Origin of the sequence: Vibrio sp. V04_P4A5T148 (genome assembly GCF_963875605.1) — a bacterium.
Lineage (GTDB): Bacteria > Pseudomonadota > Gammaproteobacteria > Enterobacterales > Vibrionaceae > Vibrio > Vibrio anguillarum.
On record NZ_CAWNMS010000025.1, the window covers coordinates 60,578 to 78,051 of the forward strand.

The window sequence follows — 17,474 nt, forward strand, 5'->3', positions numbered from 1 at the left end:
CTCTTCTACATTAGGCGATAATCGCTCGTACTTGCAGCGCTGTTAGGCAAATTTCCACCAGCTCATCAATGCTTTTTTCGCCAGCCGCAAGATCGATCTCAGGGTTTTGCGGCGACTCATACTCAGAGTCAATGCCCGTAAAATTACTGATTTCACCAGCGCGCGCTTTTTTATACAGCCCCTTCGGGTCGCGCTGCTCGCACACGTCCAACTTGGTATTGACAAACACTTCGATGAATTCACCTTGTGGCAGCATATCGCGCACTAATTGACGCTCAGCACGATGCGGTGAAATGAAGGCTGATAACACGATTAACCCAGCATCGGCCATCAGCTTCGCGAGTTCACCAATACGGCGAATATTTTCTCGCCGATCTTGCTCTGAGAACCCAAGGTCGCTGCACAAGCCGTGGCGTACATTATCCCCATCGAGTAAATAGGTGTGATACCCGAGTTGAGCTAAACGCTGTTCCAACGCACCAGCAATGGTTGATTTTCCCGCCCCTGACAACCCCGTAAACCACAATACTGCTGGCTGTTGTTGTTTTAAATTGGCGCGGAACGACTTATCCACCGTATGCTGATGCCAGACAACATTTTCATCTTTATTGGCCAAATTCGTACTCATTACTCAATCCTTTGTTGCCTCAAACTAGCCAATAGAGGGACGCTATAAGCGGCAATCCCTCCCACCGAATCACCACAGTTAAGCCTTGAATAACTGACGAAGATCTTTGGCTTCCCAGTGTGGGAAGTGCTTGCGGATCAAGGTATTCAACTCAACTTCAAACGCAGAATGGGCACTTTGAGCATGAGCGATGTTTTGCAAACTATCTCGAACCAAGCCCGCCCCCACCGTCACATTCGTCAGGCGATCGATGATGATAAAACCACCAGTATTGGCACTGTCTAAGTATTTATCCAGCGCGATCGACTCTGTTAGCGACCATTCACACAAGCCAATGCCATTGAGCGGCAACTCTTCACTGTGATAAGTCGATAAATTATTAATATCGTACTGGTGACGTACTGCTTGCAACTGACCGACGGTTTTCTTACCCGCAATTTTGATGTTGTATTCACGCCCGGCTTTGAGTGGTTGTTCTGTCATCCAGACCACATCGGCTAATAGATGGTTAGTTGATTCAACCTGCGCTCCTTGCAGCACAATAAGATCACCACGGCTGATGTCAATTTCATCGCTGAGCGTTAACGTCACCGCTTGGCCGGCTTGCGCTTGCGGCAAATCTCCATCGAAAGTAACAATACGTGCCACGGTGGATGTTTTTCCAGACGGAAGTGCAGTGATTGCATCTCCAACGCTGATACTGCCTGCTGCAATCGTGCCAGCAAAACCGCGAAAATCGAGATTCGGTCGGTTCACATACTGCACTGGAAAACGAAACTCACCGGCTCCTTTTTGCTGATCAACGTCCACCGTTTCAAGTAGCTCCAGCAGTGATGGGCCTTGATACCAACGCATATGTTGGCTTGCTTCGACCACGTTGTCCCCTTCCAGAGCAGAAAGTGGGATGATCTGAATATCAGTATCACCTTGCAGATGCTTTGAAAATTCCACGTAGTCTTGACGGATCTGCTCAAAACGATCTTGTGAGTAATCGACCAAATCCATCTTATTCACCGCCACCACAAAATGCTTCAAACCTAACAGATTGGCAATGAATGAGTGGCGACGCGTTTGATCCAAAATGCCTTTACGGGCATCGATCAAAATCACCGCGAGATCGCAAGTGGATGCGCCTGTCGCCATATTGCGCGTGTACTGCTCATGCCCCGGAGTATCGGCAATGATGAATTTGCGCTTTTGAGTAGAGAAATAGCGATACGCCACATCAATGGTGATCCCTTGCTCACGTTCCGCTTGCAGGCCATCAACTAACAGAGCTAAATCGGGGCGCTCGCCCGTCGTGCCAACACGCTGGCTATCGGAATGGACGGCGGCCAGTTGATCTTCATAAATCTGTTTTGTGTCATGAAGCAAACGACCAATCAAGGTACTTTTTCCATCATCAACCGAGCCACAAGTCAGAAATCTCAGTAACGATTTGTGCTGGTGTTGCGTGAGATAAGCTTCAATACCGATCTCAGAAAGCTGAGCCTGAACTGCACTATTCATAATCTTTCCTTAGAGGCTTAGAAATAACCTTGGCGTTTTTTCAATTCCATCGATCCTGATTGATCGTGGTCGATCGCGCGGCCTTGTCGTTCACTGGAAGTGGCCACCAGCATCTCTTCAATGATGCCCGTTAGCGTACTGGCCTCTGATTCAATTGCGCCAGTGAGTGGATAACAACCTAACGTGCGAAAACGCACACTCTTGTGCTGAACTTCTTCTCCAGGTTGCAGCTTCATCCGCTCATCATCAACCATGATCAGCATCCCATCGCGTTCGACAACTGGGCGAATGTCCGATAAATACAGCGGTACGATCTCGATATTTTCCAAATAGATGTATTGCCAAATATCCAATTCAGTCCAGTTCGACAATGGGAAAACACGAATGCTCTCACCTTTATTGATTTGGCCGTTGTAGGTTTTCCATAGCTCCGGACGCTGGTTCTTCGGATCCCACGTGTGGTTCTTGTCACGAAAAGAATAAACACGCTCTTTCGCGCGTGATTTCTCTTCATCACGACGCGCACCACCAAAAGCAGCATCAAAACCATATTGGTTCAACGCTTGTTTTAAACCTTGGGTTTTCATGATGTCAGTATGCTTTGAAGATCCATGCTCAAAAGGGCTGATCCCCATCGCGATCCCTTCTGGGTTTTTGTGTACCAAAAGCTCAAAACCATACTTGTGCGCCATACGATCACGAAATTCGATCATTTCACGAAATTTCCAATCGGTGTCCACATGCAGTAGTGGGAAGGGAATTTTCCCCGGATAAAAAGCCTTGCGCGCTAAATGCAGCATCACCGAAGAGTCTTTACCAATCGAATACATCATTACTGGGTTATCAAATTCAGCGGCCACTTCACGTAAAATATGAATACTTTCGGCTTCGAGCTGTTGTAAATGGGTTAAGCGTTGTTGATCCATCTGCATGCTTCCTTTTCGCTCGCATTGCGAGCCTTGTGCAATGAGAAATTGGTTTGAGTATTGAGTTGGAAATAACTGACTTGCCTTGCAATCAGGCGTAATTCACTTGGTTTTGCTGCGCGGGTTGTTCACCAAACCAATGCAGTTTTTCCGACAGCGCCACCACTTCGCCCACCACAATCAAGGCCGGAGCCTGTGCCTGCGCCGCCAGTTGTGATAAGTCACGGAGCTGCCCTTTGAAGACTTTTTGCGAACGCTGAGTACCGCGTTCAATAATCGCGATTGGTGTGTTGGCTTGGCGTCCATGTTCAATCAACTGCTGCTGGATATAACTCGACTTCATCAAGCCCATGTAAATGACTAAGGTTTGATTACCACGTGCCAGTGTTGACCAATCCATGTCATCGTTTTCCGCTTTAAGGTGACCGGTGACAAACAGAGCGGATTGCGCATAATCACGATGAGTCAGTGGAATTCCCGCATAGGCCGTTGCGCCTGCCGCCGCTGTAATACCGGGGATCACCTGAAATTTCACCCCCGCATCAAACAGCACTTCCAACTCTTCACCACCGCGGCCAAACATAAACGGATCGCCGCCTTTAATACGCACGACTTTGTAACCTTGCTGCGCAAAATCGATCAGCAATTGATTGGTTTTTTCTTGAGGAACACTGTGGTGTCCAGCGCGCTTACCCACGCAGACTAAGATGGTATCGCTCGGCACCAGCGCCATAATTTCATCAGACACTAGGTAGTCGTACAACACCACGTCGGCTTGTTGTAGAAAGCTCAACGCTTTGAGCGTCAGCAGTTCTGGGTCGCCCGGCCCTGCACCAATCAAAGCCACTTCACCGCAGGTCAATTGGCTTTTGACGTACGATGGAGCGCTACTTGCCAAAGCATCATTGTTGACCGCAACTAAGCGCGGCCCTTTGATTGGCAACTGAGAAATGGTTTCCGTCGTACTCATTGTTGTTATCCATAACTTAATTCATGGATGCATTATGGCGGGCTCTTCATATTACCTGAAATTCTAAAATTTCATTTTTTATATCAAAAGCTGATAAGGGAATGGATAATTCCGAATAAGAAGTGACTATCTCTCTGATTAAAAGCCAATCAATGATGAGATCTTGTCGACAGAATGCCGGTGAGTTAACGCGTAACATCACAAATTGATATTCATTGAAATCATCGTTTCATAAGATTTTGTTACATTAGACGAGTTATTTGTTCCCTACCCCTAACTGGAGTACACAATGAAAGTGGCAGTGAAACCTCTCTCCATCGCGATTTTGAGCGGTATGTTAGCAATGGCTGGCCCAGCAATGGCGGACACCATTAAACTGCGTATCGTCGAAACGACCGATATTCACACCAATGTGATGGATTACGATTACTACAAAGACAAGCCATCGAACCAGATTGGTTTATCCCGTGCGGCGACGTTAGTGAAGCAAGCGCGCAGCGAAGTCGAAAACAGCATTTTGGTCGATAACGGTGATTTACTCCAAGGTAGCCCAATGGGCGACTATATGGCCGCCAAAGGCATCAAGGTTGGTGAGGTTCACCCAGTTTACAAAGCGATGAATCAGCTCGGCTACGATGTGGGTAACATTGGTAACCATGAATTTAACTACGGTTTGTCCTTTTTAAAGGAGAGTATTAACGACGCCGCATTCCCGTATGTCAATGCCAACGTCTATGACCAACAAACGGGCAAACACCTCTTCAATCCCTATCTCATTAAAACGCACACGTTCAAAGATACCGATGGCAAAGAGCACCAAATTAAAGTGGGTTACATTGGTTTTGTCCCACCACAAATCATGGTGTGGGATAAGAAAAATCTGGATGGCAAAGTGTTTGCCAAAGACATCAAGCAAACAGCCGAGGAGCTGATCCCGCAGATGAAGAAAGAGGGTGCCGATGTGATCGTGGCAATCCCGCACTCTGGTGTCTCAGCTAACCCATATTCCGTTGGTGCAGAAAACTCGGTTTACTACCTCACCCAAGTAGAAGGCATTGACGCGATTGCTTTTGGTCACTCTCACGCGGTATTCCCTAGCCAAGATTTTGCCAAACTGCCAGGAGCAGATGTGACTAAAGGCACCATTAATGGCGTAACCGCTGTCATGCCGGGGCGCTGGGGTAGCCATGTCGGTGTGATGGATCTGACTTTGCAAAGCAAAGATGGCCAATGGTCAGTCGTGAATGGTCAATCCCAAGCTCGCCCAATCTTCGATAAAGCCAATAAGAAATCATTGGCAGCAGCCGATACAGGCATAGTGAAAGCCTTAGAGTCAGACCACAAAGGCACGCGAGATTTCGTGAATCAACCGATTGGCCAAGCAAATGATGTGATGTACAGCTTTTTAGCCTTGGTACAAGATGACCCAACCGTGCAAATCGTTAACCTTGCACAAAAAGATTATGTGGAACGCTTTATTCAAGGCGACCCTGATCTTGATGGTTTGCCGGTGTTATCGGCCGCGGCACCTTTTAAAGTCGGTGGCCGTAAAGATGATCCTGCCGGTTTCACTGAAGTCGAAGCTGGCCAACTGACATTTCGTAACGCAGCGGATCTCTATCTTTACCCTAATACATTAGTCGCGCTGAAAATGACGGGTAAAGAAGTGAAGGAATGGTTGGAATGCAGCGCGGGGCAGTTTAATCAGATTGATCCGCACAGCACTCAACCACAATCCTTGATCAATTGGGCTGATTTCCGCACGTATAACTTTGATGTTATGGATGGGGTGAATTACCAAATCGATGTGACTCAACCCGCCAAATACGATGGTGATTGTAAAGTGGCGCATAAAGATGCTGAGCGCATTGTAGGCTTAACTTATCAAGGTAAACCTATCGATGTAAAACAGACCTTTATTGTCGCCACCAATAACTACCGCGCTTACAGCAATAAATTTGCAGGCACGGGCGCACAATTTATTGCCTTTGACTCACCCGACGAAAACCGCACGGCCGTTGCCAACTACATTTCGCGCGTGAGTAAAGAAAAAGGTCAAGTTACGCCAAGTGCTGATAACAACTGGTCGTTTGCTCCGATTAAAACTAATACCGCGTTAGATATTCGTTTTGAAACCTCTCCAAGCGAGAAAGCAGCACAGTTCATCAAAGAGAAAGGCCAATACCCAATGACTTTGGTGGAAAACGATGAGGTTGGTTTTGCGGTTTACAGGATTGACCTTACCCAATAACCCCCCACTCAAATCGATTGAAATAGGCCAATGAATTAAGGCGCTTTCACCCCACAAACGCAGCCTTTCGCTGCGTTTTTTATTTCCCGCTCGGCAACCCTAACTCTGATCTTGATGGTTCTTTACTATCCACGCTTCATTTAAGGTTCGTTACAACCTCTGTTTAATTTTCAAACATTAGTTTGATTAAATTTAATTATAAAAAATCATCAAATATGCAATTTTTCTATTCTTTGGCAGGTCTTTGTCCTCGTAATGAGAATAAAAGCGCAATCAGCGCCTTATTCTATACTTGATCATAATTTGCTAAGGAGGAAGTGTGGCGCTTGCTATCGACATTCAAACCTTTCTAACAGCCGAAAGTCATTCACTGACTTTACTATTCATCGGCGTAATTTTGCTTTCCTATTTGTTAGAGGATGTCGCTATTGTCACCGCCGCCACACTGGCTTTGCAAAATCTCATGCCCCCCGGCTTGGCGTTGTTGGCTATTTTTGTCGGCATTGTTAGTGGCGATCTGGGTTTGTATTACTTAGGCCAAGTGGCACAACGCGTTCGTCCGCTTCGTTATCAAGCGCTGACCAATAAACATTTTCGAACCGTCCGTCGCAAGCTGCACCATCATACTTTTTTAAATCTGTTTATTATTCGCTTTGTCCCCGGCCTAAGAACGGTGGGCTTTACTTTGAGCGGCTTTTTTTCTATTCCGTTGGCGCTATTTCTGTGCTCCGTACTGACGGCCACAGCACTGTGGACACTGATCGTTTTTTCAACGCTTTATTACCTAGGGAGTCAGGTTTGGCAACAGTCCTCTCATTATCAATGGATCATTATTCCTATCGCGGTTGGGCTATTAATGCTCACTAATCGTCTTCTCAACAAATCATTTTCTAAAGGATTGTCATGAACGCCAAATTAGAAATACCTTGCATTGCACATGGCAAAATCAACGCGGGTATGCCGCTTTTAGAGCAAGACACCAAACGCAGCATTTCTCCTTATGAATTTCTGCCCAGTTGGTTTTTCTACACTCCTGTGGTGATTCAAAGCCTGCTGCAAGGGCTGCGTTATGGCAACTGGGGATTACCTTTAATTGCAAACCCCGGCATCAAGCTCAGCGGCATGGTTGGAGAGTCCAAACACGACATTCTTAATCTAGCCGGTGAATACGCTCAGCAGTGGATATCGCCCTTTATCACCCGAACGAAAAGCCATCAAACCGCTCAGCAGCAAACAGCACAGGCTCTGTCTGCAATGCAACAAGCATCGTTGGATTTCCCTCTTGTCGCTAAACCAGATTTAGGCTGCCGCGGCGTTGGCGTCAAACTGCTGCAAAATGAACAGCAACTGAGTGACTACATTCAATCATTTCCGATTAATGCCCGTTTTTTACTGCAACAAAAAGCGCCGTATCAGGCTGAAGCTGGCGTATTTTATGTGCGCTATCCCGGTGAGGCTCAAGGCAACATTATTTCCATCACACTTAAGTATGCCCCGTTTGTCACTGGGGATGGCATTCACACTTTAAAGCAGTTAATTGAACGCTGCCCACGCGCAGGGCAACTCCCTCACCTCTATTTTCCTCGCCACCTTGAGAAGCTCGATCAGGTTCTTGAAGCAGGGCAGGAGTTTCAACTCGCCTTTGCGGGCAGCCATAGTCGCGGATCGATTTTCCGCAATGGTAACCGTTACATTACTCGCGCTCTCACCAACAAGTTAGATGAGATTTTTAACAATGTTGACGGGTTTCACTATGGGCGGCTCGATATCAAGTTTGCCAATATTCACCAATTGATGGCTGGAGAACAGTTCACGATTTTGGAAATCAATGGCGCAAGCAGTGAAGCCGCTCATATTTGGGATAGAGAAACACCGCTGCGTGAGATCTTCTCGACCTTACTCAGACAGTACCGAATCTTATTCGACATTGGTGCGCAACAGCGAAAGTTAGGCCATCAAACACCCAAAATGGCTGAACTGCTGAACGCTTGGCGCAAAGAAAAGGCCTTAACCGAACATTACCCAAGCACGGATTAACCTTATCCATAAGAACAATCATAGGGATAGAAATATGTTTGCAATCACCACAAGTTCACAACAAAGCGCATCGCAGCCTAATCATGCCCCCGTGATCCAAGGCGGCATTGAAACACTGGAACAAGCGCACCAGTTTCTCGAACAGTTAGAAGATAGGCACTACACCCACTTAGCCACGCCAATTTTCGCCAGTTCAGTGGGGCAACATTTTCGTCATTGGTTGGATCTGTTTCATGCGCTGGCTAACTCAACTAGCACTATTGATTACAACCAACGCCGTCGGGGCCACCTCGTTGAGACGTCCCGCGCTGCGGCCTTGGCCGAAATTGAGTATTTAATTCAATGGTTAACGCAGTGCTCGGCCTCACTCCAAAAATCCGTTACGGTACTTGTTGAAACCTCATTGCAGGAAACGCAAGTGTGCTCTCTCTCATCAACATGGGAGCGAGAGTTAAGCTTCGCCACTTTGCATGCACAGCACCATTTTGCGATGGCTAAAGTGGTTGCTCATTTGCTGCATGTAGAAACCGATGCCGCTTTCGGCTTAGCGCCAGCCACGGCCTCCTTCATTCGGGGGCAATAACATGTGCTCAGTTTCTTGGTTACTCGACAAACACGGCTATCATCTGTTTTTTAACCGTGATGAACAAAAAAACCGCCCATTAGCGTTGCCGCCTAAACAATACACGCAAGCTGGTGTTGAAGTGTTGATGCCGATTGATCCTGCCGGTGGAGGCAGTTGGATCAGCCTTAATGAATGCGGTTTGGCTTTGTGCTTGCTCAATAATTACCAAGGTAAAATCCCCCAAGGAGCCAATGCCGAACGCTTAGTGAGCCGCGGTCAATTGCTTAAGCATTTATCCAGTCAAGTCAGTGTCGAGAAGGTTATCCAAGCGTTTACACAGCTTAATCTTCAGCAATTTGCACCATTCACTTTGCTTGCTTTCGACCCTAATTTAACTGATGTACAAGGCAATGTAATGGCTCTGGCGTGGAATGGTGAACAGAGCCAAATCGCGGTGACGCAATCGCCTCTATTTTCATCCAGTGTCGATTTAGAACAGGTGCAACACTACCGCTCGCAGCTCTATCAAGCTTTAATCGCCGAGGAAGATAGTGTGCAACAGCGACTAAAGTTTCACGCCCACCACCATGTCGCCCATCCACATTGGGCACCCTGTATGCATCGTCAAGATGCGCACACCGTTAGCTTTACCTATTTACGCGTCACACAACAGCAGCAGTATATGACCTATATCTCAGGTTCACCTTGCTTACAGCTCAGTGAGACATCACTCCACCAGCAGCGTGATGAGATCGACAAAACCACACCTTGGGTCGCCAATTTATGAGGAATCAACAATGAAACGTTTACTAGGACTATTACTGCTGTTTGTCAGCAGCGTGAGCCTCGCTGAGGATGAAATTTACACCAGCTTTCTGAGCAATAAAGCGCTGAGTGGCTATGACACCGTCGCCTACTTCACCAAAGGAGAGCCAGTAAAAGGCTCCTCCGATTTTTCGACCCTTTATAAAAATGCGCAGTGGTATTTTTCTTCAAAAGAGAACCTTGAACTGTTTCTGAATAACCCTAACCAATATGCGCCGCAATATGGCGGCTACTGCGCTTGGGCCGTCTCTGAAAAGAACGATTTTGCTCCGGGAGATCCCAATCAATGGGCGATTGTCGACGGCAAGCTCTATCTCAATTACGACAAAAAGATCAAAACATTATGGGATACCAACCAAGCGGTGCACATCCAACAAGCCGATAAAAATTGGCCCAATTTAATTAAGTAGTAGGAGCCACACCATGACGTTTAAAGCTAGCCAGCATCTCCCCTCACTCTTGATTGCGTTTGTTTTTATTCAATCGCTTGTCTTTAAGTTTTCCGGCTCTTACGAAACCAACTATATTTTTGGCACCTTAGGTGCGTGGTCTGGCCTCGGTTGGTTTGCTGTGTATGGCGGGTATTTAATCGGAACGGCTGAACTGATAGCCTCTATTTTGCTGTTTAGCCGCTGGCATGGCCTTGGTGCACTGATGAGCGTCGGCATTATGAGTGGTGCGATTTTCTTTCATTTATTTACGCCTCTTGGCATTGTGATGCCAGAGTTTAACCAAGTAGGAGAAGTGGTCGGCAATGATAGCGGCCTGCTATTTGCGATGGCTTGTCTTGTTTGGTTGTGTGCGGCTTTTTTGGTACGGCGTGATCTCAAAAACGGTGATGGTTTATTGCACCAGTGGCTGAATAAAGGAGTGTAATTATATGCTAGCCAGTCCTTTTCGTTTACCACGACACACTCCATTTGGCGTCGCAGAATCGATTGTTGAATGGGCCTCTGGGCTTGCAACACTGGATAAACTGTATCAGCAGCGTCCTGCCAAACCCTCTTGCTTTGAGTTTATGCGCTACACGCTAGCAGCACTCAACATCGAATATCGCCTTGCTTTAGGCAGCATCGATAATATTCCACAAACAGGGCCGGTGGTGATCGTCGCTAACCACCCGCTGGGCGCAATTGAAGGGGTGATATTAGCCGATTTAATTGGTTCAGTACGCACCGATATTAAAGTGCTGGCGAATCAGTTGCTAAAGCGCCTGCCTGAAATTAGTGAACTCTTTATCGGTGTCGATGTGTTCAATAGCAAAAGTGCTCGCAGCACCAATGCGCAAGCCATTCGAGATGCGAACCTTCATTTGGCTCAAGGTGGCTTATTGATTATCTTCCCCGCTGGTGAGGTATCTACTTACCCCAAAGGATCGCAAACACTGTCGGATATCGAATGGAGTCAATCCGTCGCCAAATTTGTTAAACGCGCCCAAGCCACCACCGTCCCGATCTTTATTAATGGTAAAAATAGCACTCTGTTTTATCAAGCGGGGCGAATTCATCCACTACTGCGAACGGCATTGCTCGGCCGCGAGCTACTGAATAAGCAGGCGCACAACATTGAAATTTCCATCGGCAATCCCATCCCCTATTCAGAAGTAAAAGCATTTGAACAAGAACGAGACATTGTTCATTATCTGCGTCTCAATACCTATTTAATGAGTACAACACCTTCCGCAACGCCATCCTCACCAGAATTAGTAACATCGCCCCTTCCTATTATTGATGCGCTTATTGTAGAGAAACTCGAGCAAGATATCGCCGCGCTGCCAAGCGAAAGCAAGCTCTTAGAGCAAGGTGATTGGATTGTCTATTGCGCCGCAAGCGAGCAGTTACCCCACATACTGCAAGAGATTGGTCGAATTCGTGAAGAGAGTTTTCGCGCCGTAGGTGAAGGAAGCGGCTTAGCTTGTGATCTTGATGAGTATGATCGCCATTACTACCAGCTCTTTGTTTGGCACAAGAAAGACCGTCAAATTGTTGGAGCTTATCGATTGGGGTTAGTGGATGAACTGATAGCGAAGCAAGGGTTAGCAGGGCTCTATTCCCGTAGCTTATTTCAGTATGATGAAGCCTTCATCAACACACTAGATACCAGTATTGAGCTAGGCCGCTCGGTGGTTTCCTCGAAATACCAGCGCAACCTCAACTCACTGTTAATGCTGTGGAAAGGTATTGCTGCGTTTGTCGCGCGTCATCCACAATACACGCACTTGTTTGGCCCAGTAAGCATTAGCAACGATTACAGCCACACCGCGCGACAATTAATGGCCGCCACACTCTCTATTCATCATTATGATCATGAAAAGGCAACCTTGGTTTCACCTTCCACTCCACTACGGAGCAATGGGAACACATTTTGGCAAACCAACTTGCTCTCCTCTTTGGCAAGCATTTCTCTGCTGTCGAAAGTGTTAGCAAAAATGGAAAATGGCAAGGGCCTTCCTGTATTGCTGCGCCAATATTTAGGGATGAATGGCAAGCTCGTCTGTTTTAATGTCGACCCCGCGTTTAACAATGCGTTAGATGGCTTAATTGTAGTGAACTTGAAACAAGTTCCGCTGCATACACTGGCAAAATACATGGGTAAGGAGCAAGCCAGCGCTTATTTGAATTCGACACCTTTCAGTTCAAAGCCCTCATAAACGCAAAAGCCAGCGAGTTGTTCGCTGGCTTTAATTCTAAATGAAGGGGCTTATTTTAGAAGGCGTGCTCTAAATTGGCGTCCTTTCATCTTACCGCTTTCCATTTTCTTCAGTGCTTTTTTCGCCACCGATTTATGGACTGCAACGTAGCTGCGCATCGGTAACATGTTAATTTTACCGACATATTGACCGTCAATACCGTCGTTACTGGTCAACGCCCCTAGAATATCTCCCGGGCGCACTTTCTGCTTTTTACCGCCATCAATCTGGATAGTGACCATATTGGCTTGATAAGGCGCGTTGTTTAGCGCACTGGCATCAGGCAATTTAGCAGGTTCGATGGGCATATCCATATATTCATCAATCATCGCCACTCGGTGCATTTCACTGTCACTGAAGAAGCTAAAGGCTAAACCTTTACTGCCCGCTCGGCCAGTACGCCCAATGCGGTGCACGTGCACTTCAGGATCACGTGATAACTCAAAGTTAAATACCGCATCTAAGTTATCGACATCAAGGCCACGTGCCGCCACATCGGTTGCAACTAAAATGGAGATACTTTTATTAGCAAACTGCACCAAAGCTTGGTCACGGTCACGCTGCTCTAAATCACCATGCAGTTCCACCACACTAAAGCCCTTGTGATGTAGATCTTCAGCAACACTTTGTACTTCTTTCTTTGTATTACAGAACACCACGGCAGATTCAGGCTGATGGTGTAAAAGCAGTAGTTCTAACGCGCGATCACGCGCCTCTGTACCCTCTACTTTATAAAAATATTGCTGAATGCTGGACGTATCATGGGTGGATTCAACTTTGACCATTTCAGGCTCACGCATAATCCGCTGCGCAATTTGTTTGATTTGATTTGGGAACGTAGCACTAAACAGCAATGTTTGACGGCTGGTTGGCGTTTCATTGATGATCGCATCCAGCGCTTCTTGGAAACCCATTTCGAGCATTCGGTCCGCTTCATCAAGCACTAACGTATTGAGTTCAGAGAGATCGATACGACCTTTGTCTAAATGGTCAAGAATACGCCCCGGAGTACCAACCAAAATATGTGCACCGTGCTCTAACGAACCAATTTGTGGCCCCATTGGCATGCCGCCACACAAGGTGAGCACTTTAATATTATGAATGGCGCGGCCGAGTGTGCGAATATCCGTTGCGACTTGATCGGCTAACTCCCGCGTTGGGCATAGCACCAAAGCTTGAACGCGAAAACGCTTAACGTTGAGGTTAGATAATACGCCTAAACCAAACGCTGCTGTTTTTCCTGAGCCTGTTTTTCCTTGGCCAATCACATCCTTACCCGCCAAAATGGTTGGCAAGCTTAACGCCTGAATCGGCGTCATCTTGGTGTATCCCAAAGTATCGAGGTTAGAAAGAAGTTCTGGTTGTAGATTTACCGTTGAAAAAGAGAGATTACTCAAGAGACCGTCCTTTCGTTAGACGAAAATTAAACGCCTATTATCGTTATTTAACCTCGTGTGGCTAGTGAATCTTTATTTATCATTCATCAAGTTTGTAGCTCACTCTTAACCTTTGTTAATGAATCATGCACTTAAGCTTGATAGAGTAACGACATCCATTTTTAAAGGGGCACTACGATGATTACTTGGCACTGTCTTTCATTCTCACAATTAACCACTCATCAACTTTATGCGCTACTTAAACTGCGCGTCGATGTCTTTGTGGTCGAACAAACCTGTCCTTACCCTGAATTGGATAATAAAGATATTCAGCCAGGTGTTTTTCATTTAATTGGTGAACAGGATCAGCAGATTGTTGCCTGCGCGCGCTTACTCCCTGCGGGGATTAGCTACCCAAGTGTCAGCATTGGTCGCATTGCAACCCAAAAAGAAGCGAGAGGAAATGGCCTTGGACACCAATTAATGCAGCAAGCATTAGCCGAATGCCAGAAGCTGTGGCCCAATCAAGATATTGAAATTGGTGCACAGCACTATCTTGCTAGCTTCTATCAAAGTTATGGTTTTCAACAAACGTCGGCGATGTATCTAGAAGATGATATCCCGCATATCGACATGCAGCTCAGCAAGTAAATAACCCTCTTGATCAAAGCGTGTTATTTACTACGGCCAAATCCGCCATCTGAGCGCCTGAAAAACATCACTGATTGATCGTTTTTCTCAAGTTGCAGGATATCGAGTTGCCCATCAGCCGCGAGTTTGAAGCGAACTAATTGGCCTTGGGTAATTTGGCTGAGCGGTTTGTCACTGCCTTCAATTTTGACTAAGGCATTAAGATCAGACATCGGTAAATCATTTGCCCGAAAAACCTGCGACAAAGTGTCCCCGTTTTTAACCGTGTACTCTCGCCAGAACTCAGATTTACGATCGGTTTGTTGAGGCGTTTTTTGTTCACTCAACCCAACCGTATTAATGCTGATTTCCATACGCTCATTACTTTTCGGTAGAGCGGCCTGCTCTGTTCGCTCAGGAAAAGGAATAATAATGAGCAAACACACTACTGGAACGATCGCTAATAAAGCGCGCTGGTGAAGCTTAGGCAGCGCCAGCCAAACTGTGCGAACACGTAAAATAAGGCCACGCCAATCGAATGCATGCCACTTCTGTTGGATAAACGCTAAATAATCAGTTTGCGGTTTCTTCTTGTGACGACGATTCATCTTAACCCGTCTCCTTTTCTGTCGAGCTACAGTATAAAAACTCAAGAGGGATCAGTATAGAGCCAAGGTGGCGATAACGTAAACGTTGACACAATCTTGAACATTTTTCTTTGGGATCTGCGATTTGTCACAACCTGAAGGTTCAATATTGGATATTTCCCATTAGCATTTCATCCCATGCTTGAAACTGATATCCTTTGGCACTTGTTTATTTACATAAAAAGAGTGACTGTTTATGTCTGAAGTAAAATTTGACACTGTAGAGCAAAAAGCAAGCTACGGTATCGGTCTACAAATGGGCCAACAACTTGCGGGTAGTGGTCTAGAAGGACTTAACGTTGACGCCATCGCCGCAGGTATCGCAACCGCATTAGTAGGCGACATGCCATCAATTGAAATTGATGAAATCAATAATGCACTGCAAGAGTTGCACATGCGTGCAGAATCTCTGCGCCAAGAAGCTGCCAAAGCAGCCGCAGCCGACGGTGAAGTATTCTTAACAGATAACGCACTACGCCCTGAAGTGACCGTGCTTGAATCTGGTCTACAGTACGAAATTCTTACAGAAGGTACGGGGGATATCCCGACATCTGACAAGCAAGTACGTGTTCATTACCACGGTGAATTGACTGACGGTACAGTATTTGATAGCTCTGTATCTCGCGGTCAACCAGCTGAATTCCCAGTAACAGGTGTAATCAAAGGTTGGGTAGAAGCACTACAACTGATGCCTGTGGGTTCAAAATGGAAACTCTATATTCCACAAGATCTTGCCTACGGTGAGCGTGGCGCTGGCGCTGCAATTCCTCCTTTTGCAGCTCTAGTATTTGAAGTAGAGCTACTCGATATTCTATAAATAGAATTGATAGTGAGAAGGTTGGCATTCGCTGACCTTTTTTTATTAGTATTTCTTACTTAGCATCTATCAAAAACGACACTACGCATAATTATCTGGTTAGCCTGTGTTCAAAGATAAAATCTACGCATACAAAAAAGCCGAGTATTACTACTCGGCTTTTTTAATTATACGAACTGATTACTCAGCAGCAGCTTCTACAGCTACTTCTGGGCGATCGACAAGCTCAATGTATGCCATTGGAGCTTTATCACCAGTACGGAAACCGCACTTTAGGATACGTGTGTAGCCGCCTTGGCGAGCTGCAAAACGTGGACCTAGTTCGTTAAATAGTTTTGCCACAACTTCGTTATCACGAGTGCGAGCAAATGCTAGACGACGGTTTGCAACACTGTCAGTCTTAGCTAGTGTAATCAAAGGCTCAACGACGCGACGTAGCTCTTTTGCTTTTGGCAAAGTAGTCTTGATAACTTCATGACGTACTAGAGAGCTAGCCATGTTGCTGAACATCGCTTTGCGATGACTGCTGTTGCGGTTGAGTTGACGACCACTCTTACGATGGCGCATGACCTAATCCTTCTAACTAGTATCGATTAATCTTCAGCGATAGACGCTGGCGGCCAGTTCTCTAGGCGCATGCCCAAAGATAGACCACGTGATGCAAGCACGTCTTTAATCTCTGTAAGAGATTTCTTACCAAGGTTTGGCGTTTTAAGTAGCTCAACCTCAGTGCGCTGTACTAGATCACCGATGTAGTGAATCGCTTCTGCTTTCAAACAGTTAGCAGAGCGAACTGTTAGTTCAAGATCGTCTACAGGACGCAGTAGGATTGGATCGAATTCTGGCTTCTCTTCCTTCTCCTCAGGTACACGTACATCACGAAGATCTACGAACGCATCCAATTGTTCAGCAAGAATAGTTGCTGCACGACGGATTGCTTCCTCAGGTTCTAGAGTACCGTTCGTTTCCATATCGATAACGAGCTTATCTAAATCAGTACGTTGTTCTACGCGAGCGGCTTCCACAGAGTAGGCAATTTTGTCTACTGGGCTGTAAGTAGCATCTACAAGTAGACGACCGATTGGACGCTCATCTTCTTCAGTATGGATACGAGCTGAAGCTGGAACATAACCACGACCACGTTCTACTTTGATACGCATAGCGATCTCAGCGTTGTCATCCGTTAGATGACAAATCACGTGCTCAGGGTTAGTGATCTCTACATCACCATCATGGGTGATGTCACCTGCAACAACAGGGCCCGAGCCTGATTTGTTCAGCGTAATGAACACTTCATCTTTGCCTTCGGCAACGCGAACAGCCAAACCTTTTAGGTTCAGAAGGATCTCAAGGATATCTTCTTGAATGCCTTCTTTGGTGCTGTACTCGTGTAGTACGCCTTCAATCTCCACTTCAGTTACAGCACAACCTGGCATTGAAGATAGAAGAATACGGCGAAGTGCATTACCCAGAGTATGGCCGAAACCACGCTCTAACGGCTCAAGAGTTACTTTTGCGTGTGTCGTGCTAATCTGTTCGATATCAACAAGACGTGGCTTAAGAAATTCTGTTACAGAACCCTGCATTGTGTCCTCTCTTTAGTT

At 46.3% G+C, this 17,474-nt stretch carries 18 protein-coding genes; 10 read left to right on the plus strand and 8 right to left on the minus strand.

Annotation, left to right across the window (positions count from 1 at the left end; translation table 11 throughout):
* Positions 1-10: 10 nt before the first annotated feature.
* From cysC to cobA, 4 genes are all read right to left on the minus strand, one after another.
* Positions 11-628: an adenylyl-sulfate kinase gene (cysC, locus tag AACT18_RS03775; protein ID WP_047690501.1), complete on the minus strand. Its 618-nt coding sequence runs from the start codon at positions 626-628 to the stop codon at positions 11-13.
* Between the two features lie 78 nt (positions 629-706).
* Entirely contained in the window at positions 707-2,137 is a 1,431-nt protein-coding gene (gene cysN / locus AACT18_RS03780) for a sulfate adenylyltransferase subunit CysN (RefSeq protein WP_094125070.1), read from the minus strand.
* A gap of 17 nt (positions 2,138-2,154) precedes the next feature.
* Entirely contained in the window at positions 2,155-3,063 is a 909-nt protein-coding gene (cysD, locus tag AACT18_RS03785) for a sulfate adenylyltransferase subunit CysD (protein ID WP_026027329.1), read from the minus strand.
* Between the two features lie 91 nt (positions 3,064-3,154).
* Positions 3,155-4,033 carry a uroporphyrinogen-III C-methyltransferase gene (cobA, locus tag AACT18_RS03790; RefSeq protein WP_094125071.1) on the minus strand — a complete coding sequence of 293 codons (879 nt, stop codon included), beginning with the start codon at positions 4,031-4,033 and terminating at the stop codon, positions 3,155-3,157.
* 289 nt (positions 4,034-4,322) lie between these two features.
* Between cobA and cpdB the strand changes: the two genes are divergently transcribed.
* From cpdB to AACT18_RS03830, 8 genes are all read left to right on the plus strand, one after another.
* Positions 4,323-6,284 (plus strand): 2',3'-cyclic-nucleotide 2'-phosphodiesterase, encoded by a 1,962-nt coding sequence (cpdB, locus tag AACT18_RS03795; RefSeq protein WP_094125072.1) that lies wholly within the window; start codon positions 4,323-4,325, stop codon positions 6,282-6,284.
* Positions 6,285-6,603: 319 nt separating this feature from the next.
* Complete coding sequence (locus AACT18_RS03800) at positions 6,604-7,191, plus strand: DedA family protein (protein ID WP_019281494.1); 588 nt, start codon at positions 6,604-6,606, stop codon at positions 7,189-7,191.
* A complete protein-coding gene (locus AACT18_RS03805) occupies positions 7,188-8,321 on the plus strand; it encodes a D-alanine--D-alanine ligase (RefSeq protein WP_094125073.1) in 1,134 nt (377 codons plus the stop codon). Before AACT18_RS03800 ends, AACT18_RS03805 begins: the two co-directional genes overlap by 4 nt.
* Before the next feature lie 34 nt (positions 8,322-8,355).
* Entirely contained in the window at positions 8,356-8,904 is a 549-nt protein-coding gene (locus AACT18_RS03810; RefSeq protein WP_094125074.1) for a hypothetical protein, read from the plus strand.
* A gap of 1 nt (position 8,905) precedes the next feature.
* Entirely contained in the window at positions 8,906-9,673 is a 768-nt protein-coding gene (locus AACT18_RS03815) for an NRDE family protein (RefSeq protein WP_094125075.1), read from the plus strand.
* Positions 9,674-9,683: 10 nt separating this feature from the next.
* Positions 9,684-10,121: a YHS domain-containing (seleno)protein gene (locus tag AACT18_RS03820; RefSeq protein WP_088732887.1), complete on the plus strand. Its 438-nt coding sequence runs from the start codon at positions 9,684-9,686 to the stop codon at positions 10,119-10,121.
* Positions 10,122-10,134: 13 nt separating this feature from the next.
* A complete protein-coding gene (locus AACT18_RS03825; RefSeq protein WP_013855934.1) occupies positions 10,135-10,587 on the plus strand; it encodes a hypothetical protein in 453 nt (150 codons plus the stop codon).
* Between the two features lie 4 nt (positions 10,588-10,591).
* On the plus strand, positions 10,592-12,361 hold the full coding sequence (locus AACT18_RS03830) for a lysophospholipid acyltransferase family protein (RefSeq protein ID WP_094125076.1): 1,770 nt from the start codon (positions 10,592-10,594) through the stop codon (positions 12,359-12,361).
* Between the two features lie 50 nt (positions 12,362-12,411).
* Here the strand turns inward: AACT18_RS03830 and dbpA are convergent, their stop codons facing one another.
* Positions 12,412-13,797, minus strand: coding sequence for an ATP-dependent RNA helicase DbpA (gene dbpA, locus AACT18_RS03835; protein ID WP_017042859.1), 1,386 nt, complete (start codon positions 13,795-13,797; stop codon positions 12,412-12,414).
* A gap of 177 nt (positions 13,798-13,974) precedes the next feature.
* Between dbpA and AACT18_RS03840 the strand changes: the two genes are divergently transcribed.
* Positions 13,975-14,427 carry a GNAT family N-acetyltransferase gene (locus AACT18_RS03840; RefSeq protein WP_013855931.1) on the plus strand — a complete coding sequence of 151 codons (453 nt, stop codon included), beginning with the start codon at positions 13,975-13,977 and terminating at the stop codon, positions 14,425-14,427.
* Positions 14,428-14,450: 23 nt separating this feature from the next.
* On the opposite strand, the gene AACT18_RS03845 is transcribed toward AACT18_RS03840, so the two are convergent.
* Positions 14,451-15,014, minus strand: coding sequence for a LysM-like peptidoglycan-binding domain-containing protein (locus AACT18_RS03845; protein WP_161439598.1), 564 nt, complete (start codon positions 15,012-15,014; stop codon positions 14,451-14,453).
* 235 nt (positions 15,015-15,249) lie between these two features.
* Here AACT18_RS03845 and AACT18_RS03850 point away from each other — a divergent pair, with 235 nt between their 5' ends.
* On the plus strand, positions 15,250-15,870 hold the full coding sequence (locus AACT18_RS03850) for an FKBP-type peptidyl-prolyl cis-trans isomerase (RefSeq protein ID WP_010318783.1): 621 nt from the start codon (positions 15,250-15,252) through the stop codon (positions 15,868-15,870).
* A 180-nt stretch (positions 15,871-16,050) separates the two neighbouring features.
* Here AACT18_RS03850 and rplQ read toward each other — a convergent pair whose 3' ends face one another.
* Both rplQ and AACT18_RS03860 read right to left on the minus strand, forming a co-directional pair.
* Complete coding sequence (rplQ, locus tag AACT18_RS03855) at positions 16,051-16,437, minus strand: 50S ribosomal protein L17 (protein ID WP_017042856.1); 387 nt, start codon at positions 16,435-16,437, stop codon at positions 16,051-16,053.
* A 26-nt stretch (positions 16,438-16,463) separates the two neighbouring features.
* Positions 16,464-17,456: a DNA-directed RNA polymerase subunit alpha gene (locus AACT18_RS03860; RefSeq protein ID WP_010318781.1), complete on the minus strand. Its 993-nt coding sequence runs from the start codon at positions 17,454-17,456 to the stop codon at positions 16,464-16,466.
* Positions 17,457-17,474 lie beyond the last annotated feature (18 nt).

Bases quoted from the DNA above. Each gene is read 5' to 3' on its own strand.
- cysC (WP_047690501.1), bottom strand. From the start codon at position 628: ATGAGTACGAATTTGGCCAATAAAGATGAAAATGTTGTCTGGCATCAG.
- cysN (WP_094125070.1), bottom strand. From the start codon at position 2,137: ATGAATAGTGCAGTTCAGGCTCAGCTTTCTGAGATCGGTATTGAAGCT.
- cysD (WP_026027329.1), bottom strand. From the start codon at position 3,063: ATGGATCAACAACGCTTAACCCATTTACAACAGCTCGAAGCCGAAAGT.
- cobA (WP_094125071.1), bottom strand. From the start codon at position 4,033: ATGAGTACGACGGAAACCATTTCTCAGTTGCCAATCAAAGGGCCGCGC.
- cpdB (WP_094125072.1), top strand. From the start codon at position 4,323: ATGAAAGTGGCAGTGAAACCTCTCTCCATCGCGATTTTGAGCGGTATG.
- AACT18_RS03805 (WP_094125073.1), top strand. From the start codon at position 7,188: ATGAACGCCAAATTAGAAATACCTTGCATTGCACATGGCAAAATCAAC.
- AACT18_RS03810 (WP_094125074.1), top strand. From the start codon at position 8,356: ATGTTTGCAATCACCACAAGTTCACAACAAAGCGCATCGCAGCCTAAT.
- AACT18_RS03815 (WP_094125075.1), top strand. From the start codon at position 8,906: ATGTGCTCAGTTTCTTGGTTACTCGACAAACACGGCTATCATCTGTTT.
- AACT18_RS03820 (WP_088732887.1), top strand. From the start codon at position 9,684: ATGAAACGTTTACTAGGACTATTACTGCTGTTTGTCAGCAGCGTGAGC.
- AACT18_RS03825 (WP_013855934.1), top strand. From the start codon at position 10,135: ATGACGTTTAAAGCTAGCCAGCATCTCCCCTCACTCTTGATTGCGTTT.
- AACT18_RS03830 (WP_094125076.1), top strand. From the start codon at position 10,592: ATGCTAGCCAGTCCTTTTCGTTTACCACGACACACTCCATTTGGCGTC.
- AACT18_RS03840 (WP_013855931.1), top strand. From the start codon at position 13,975: ATGATTACTTGGCACTGTCTTTCATTCTCACAATTAACCACTCATCAA.
- AACT18_RS03845 (WP_161439598.1), bottom strand. From the start codon at position 15,014: ATGAATCGTCGTCACAAGAAGAAACCGCAAACTGATTATTTAGCGTTT.
- AACT18_RS03850 (WP_010318783.1), top strand. From the start codon at position 15,250: ATGTCTGAAGTAAAATTTGACACTGTAGAGCAAAAAGCAAGCTACGGT.
- rplQ (WP_017042856.1), bottom strand. From the start codon at position 16,437: ATGCGCCATCGTAAGAGTGGTCGTCAACTCAACCGCAACAGCAGTCAT.
- AACT18_RS03860 (WP_010318781.1), bottom strand. From the start codon at position 17,456: ATGCAGGGTTCTGTAACAGAATTTCTTAAGCCACGTCTTGTTGATATC.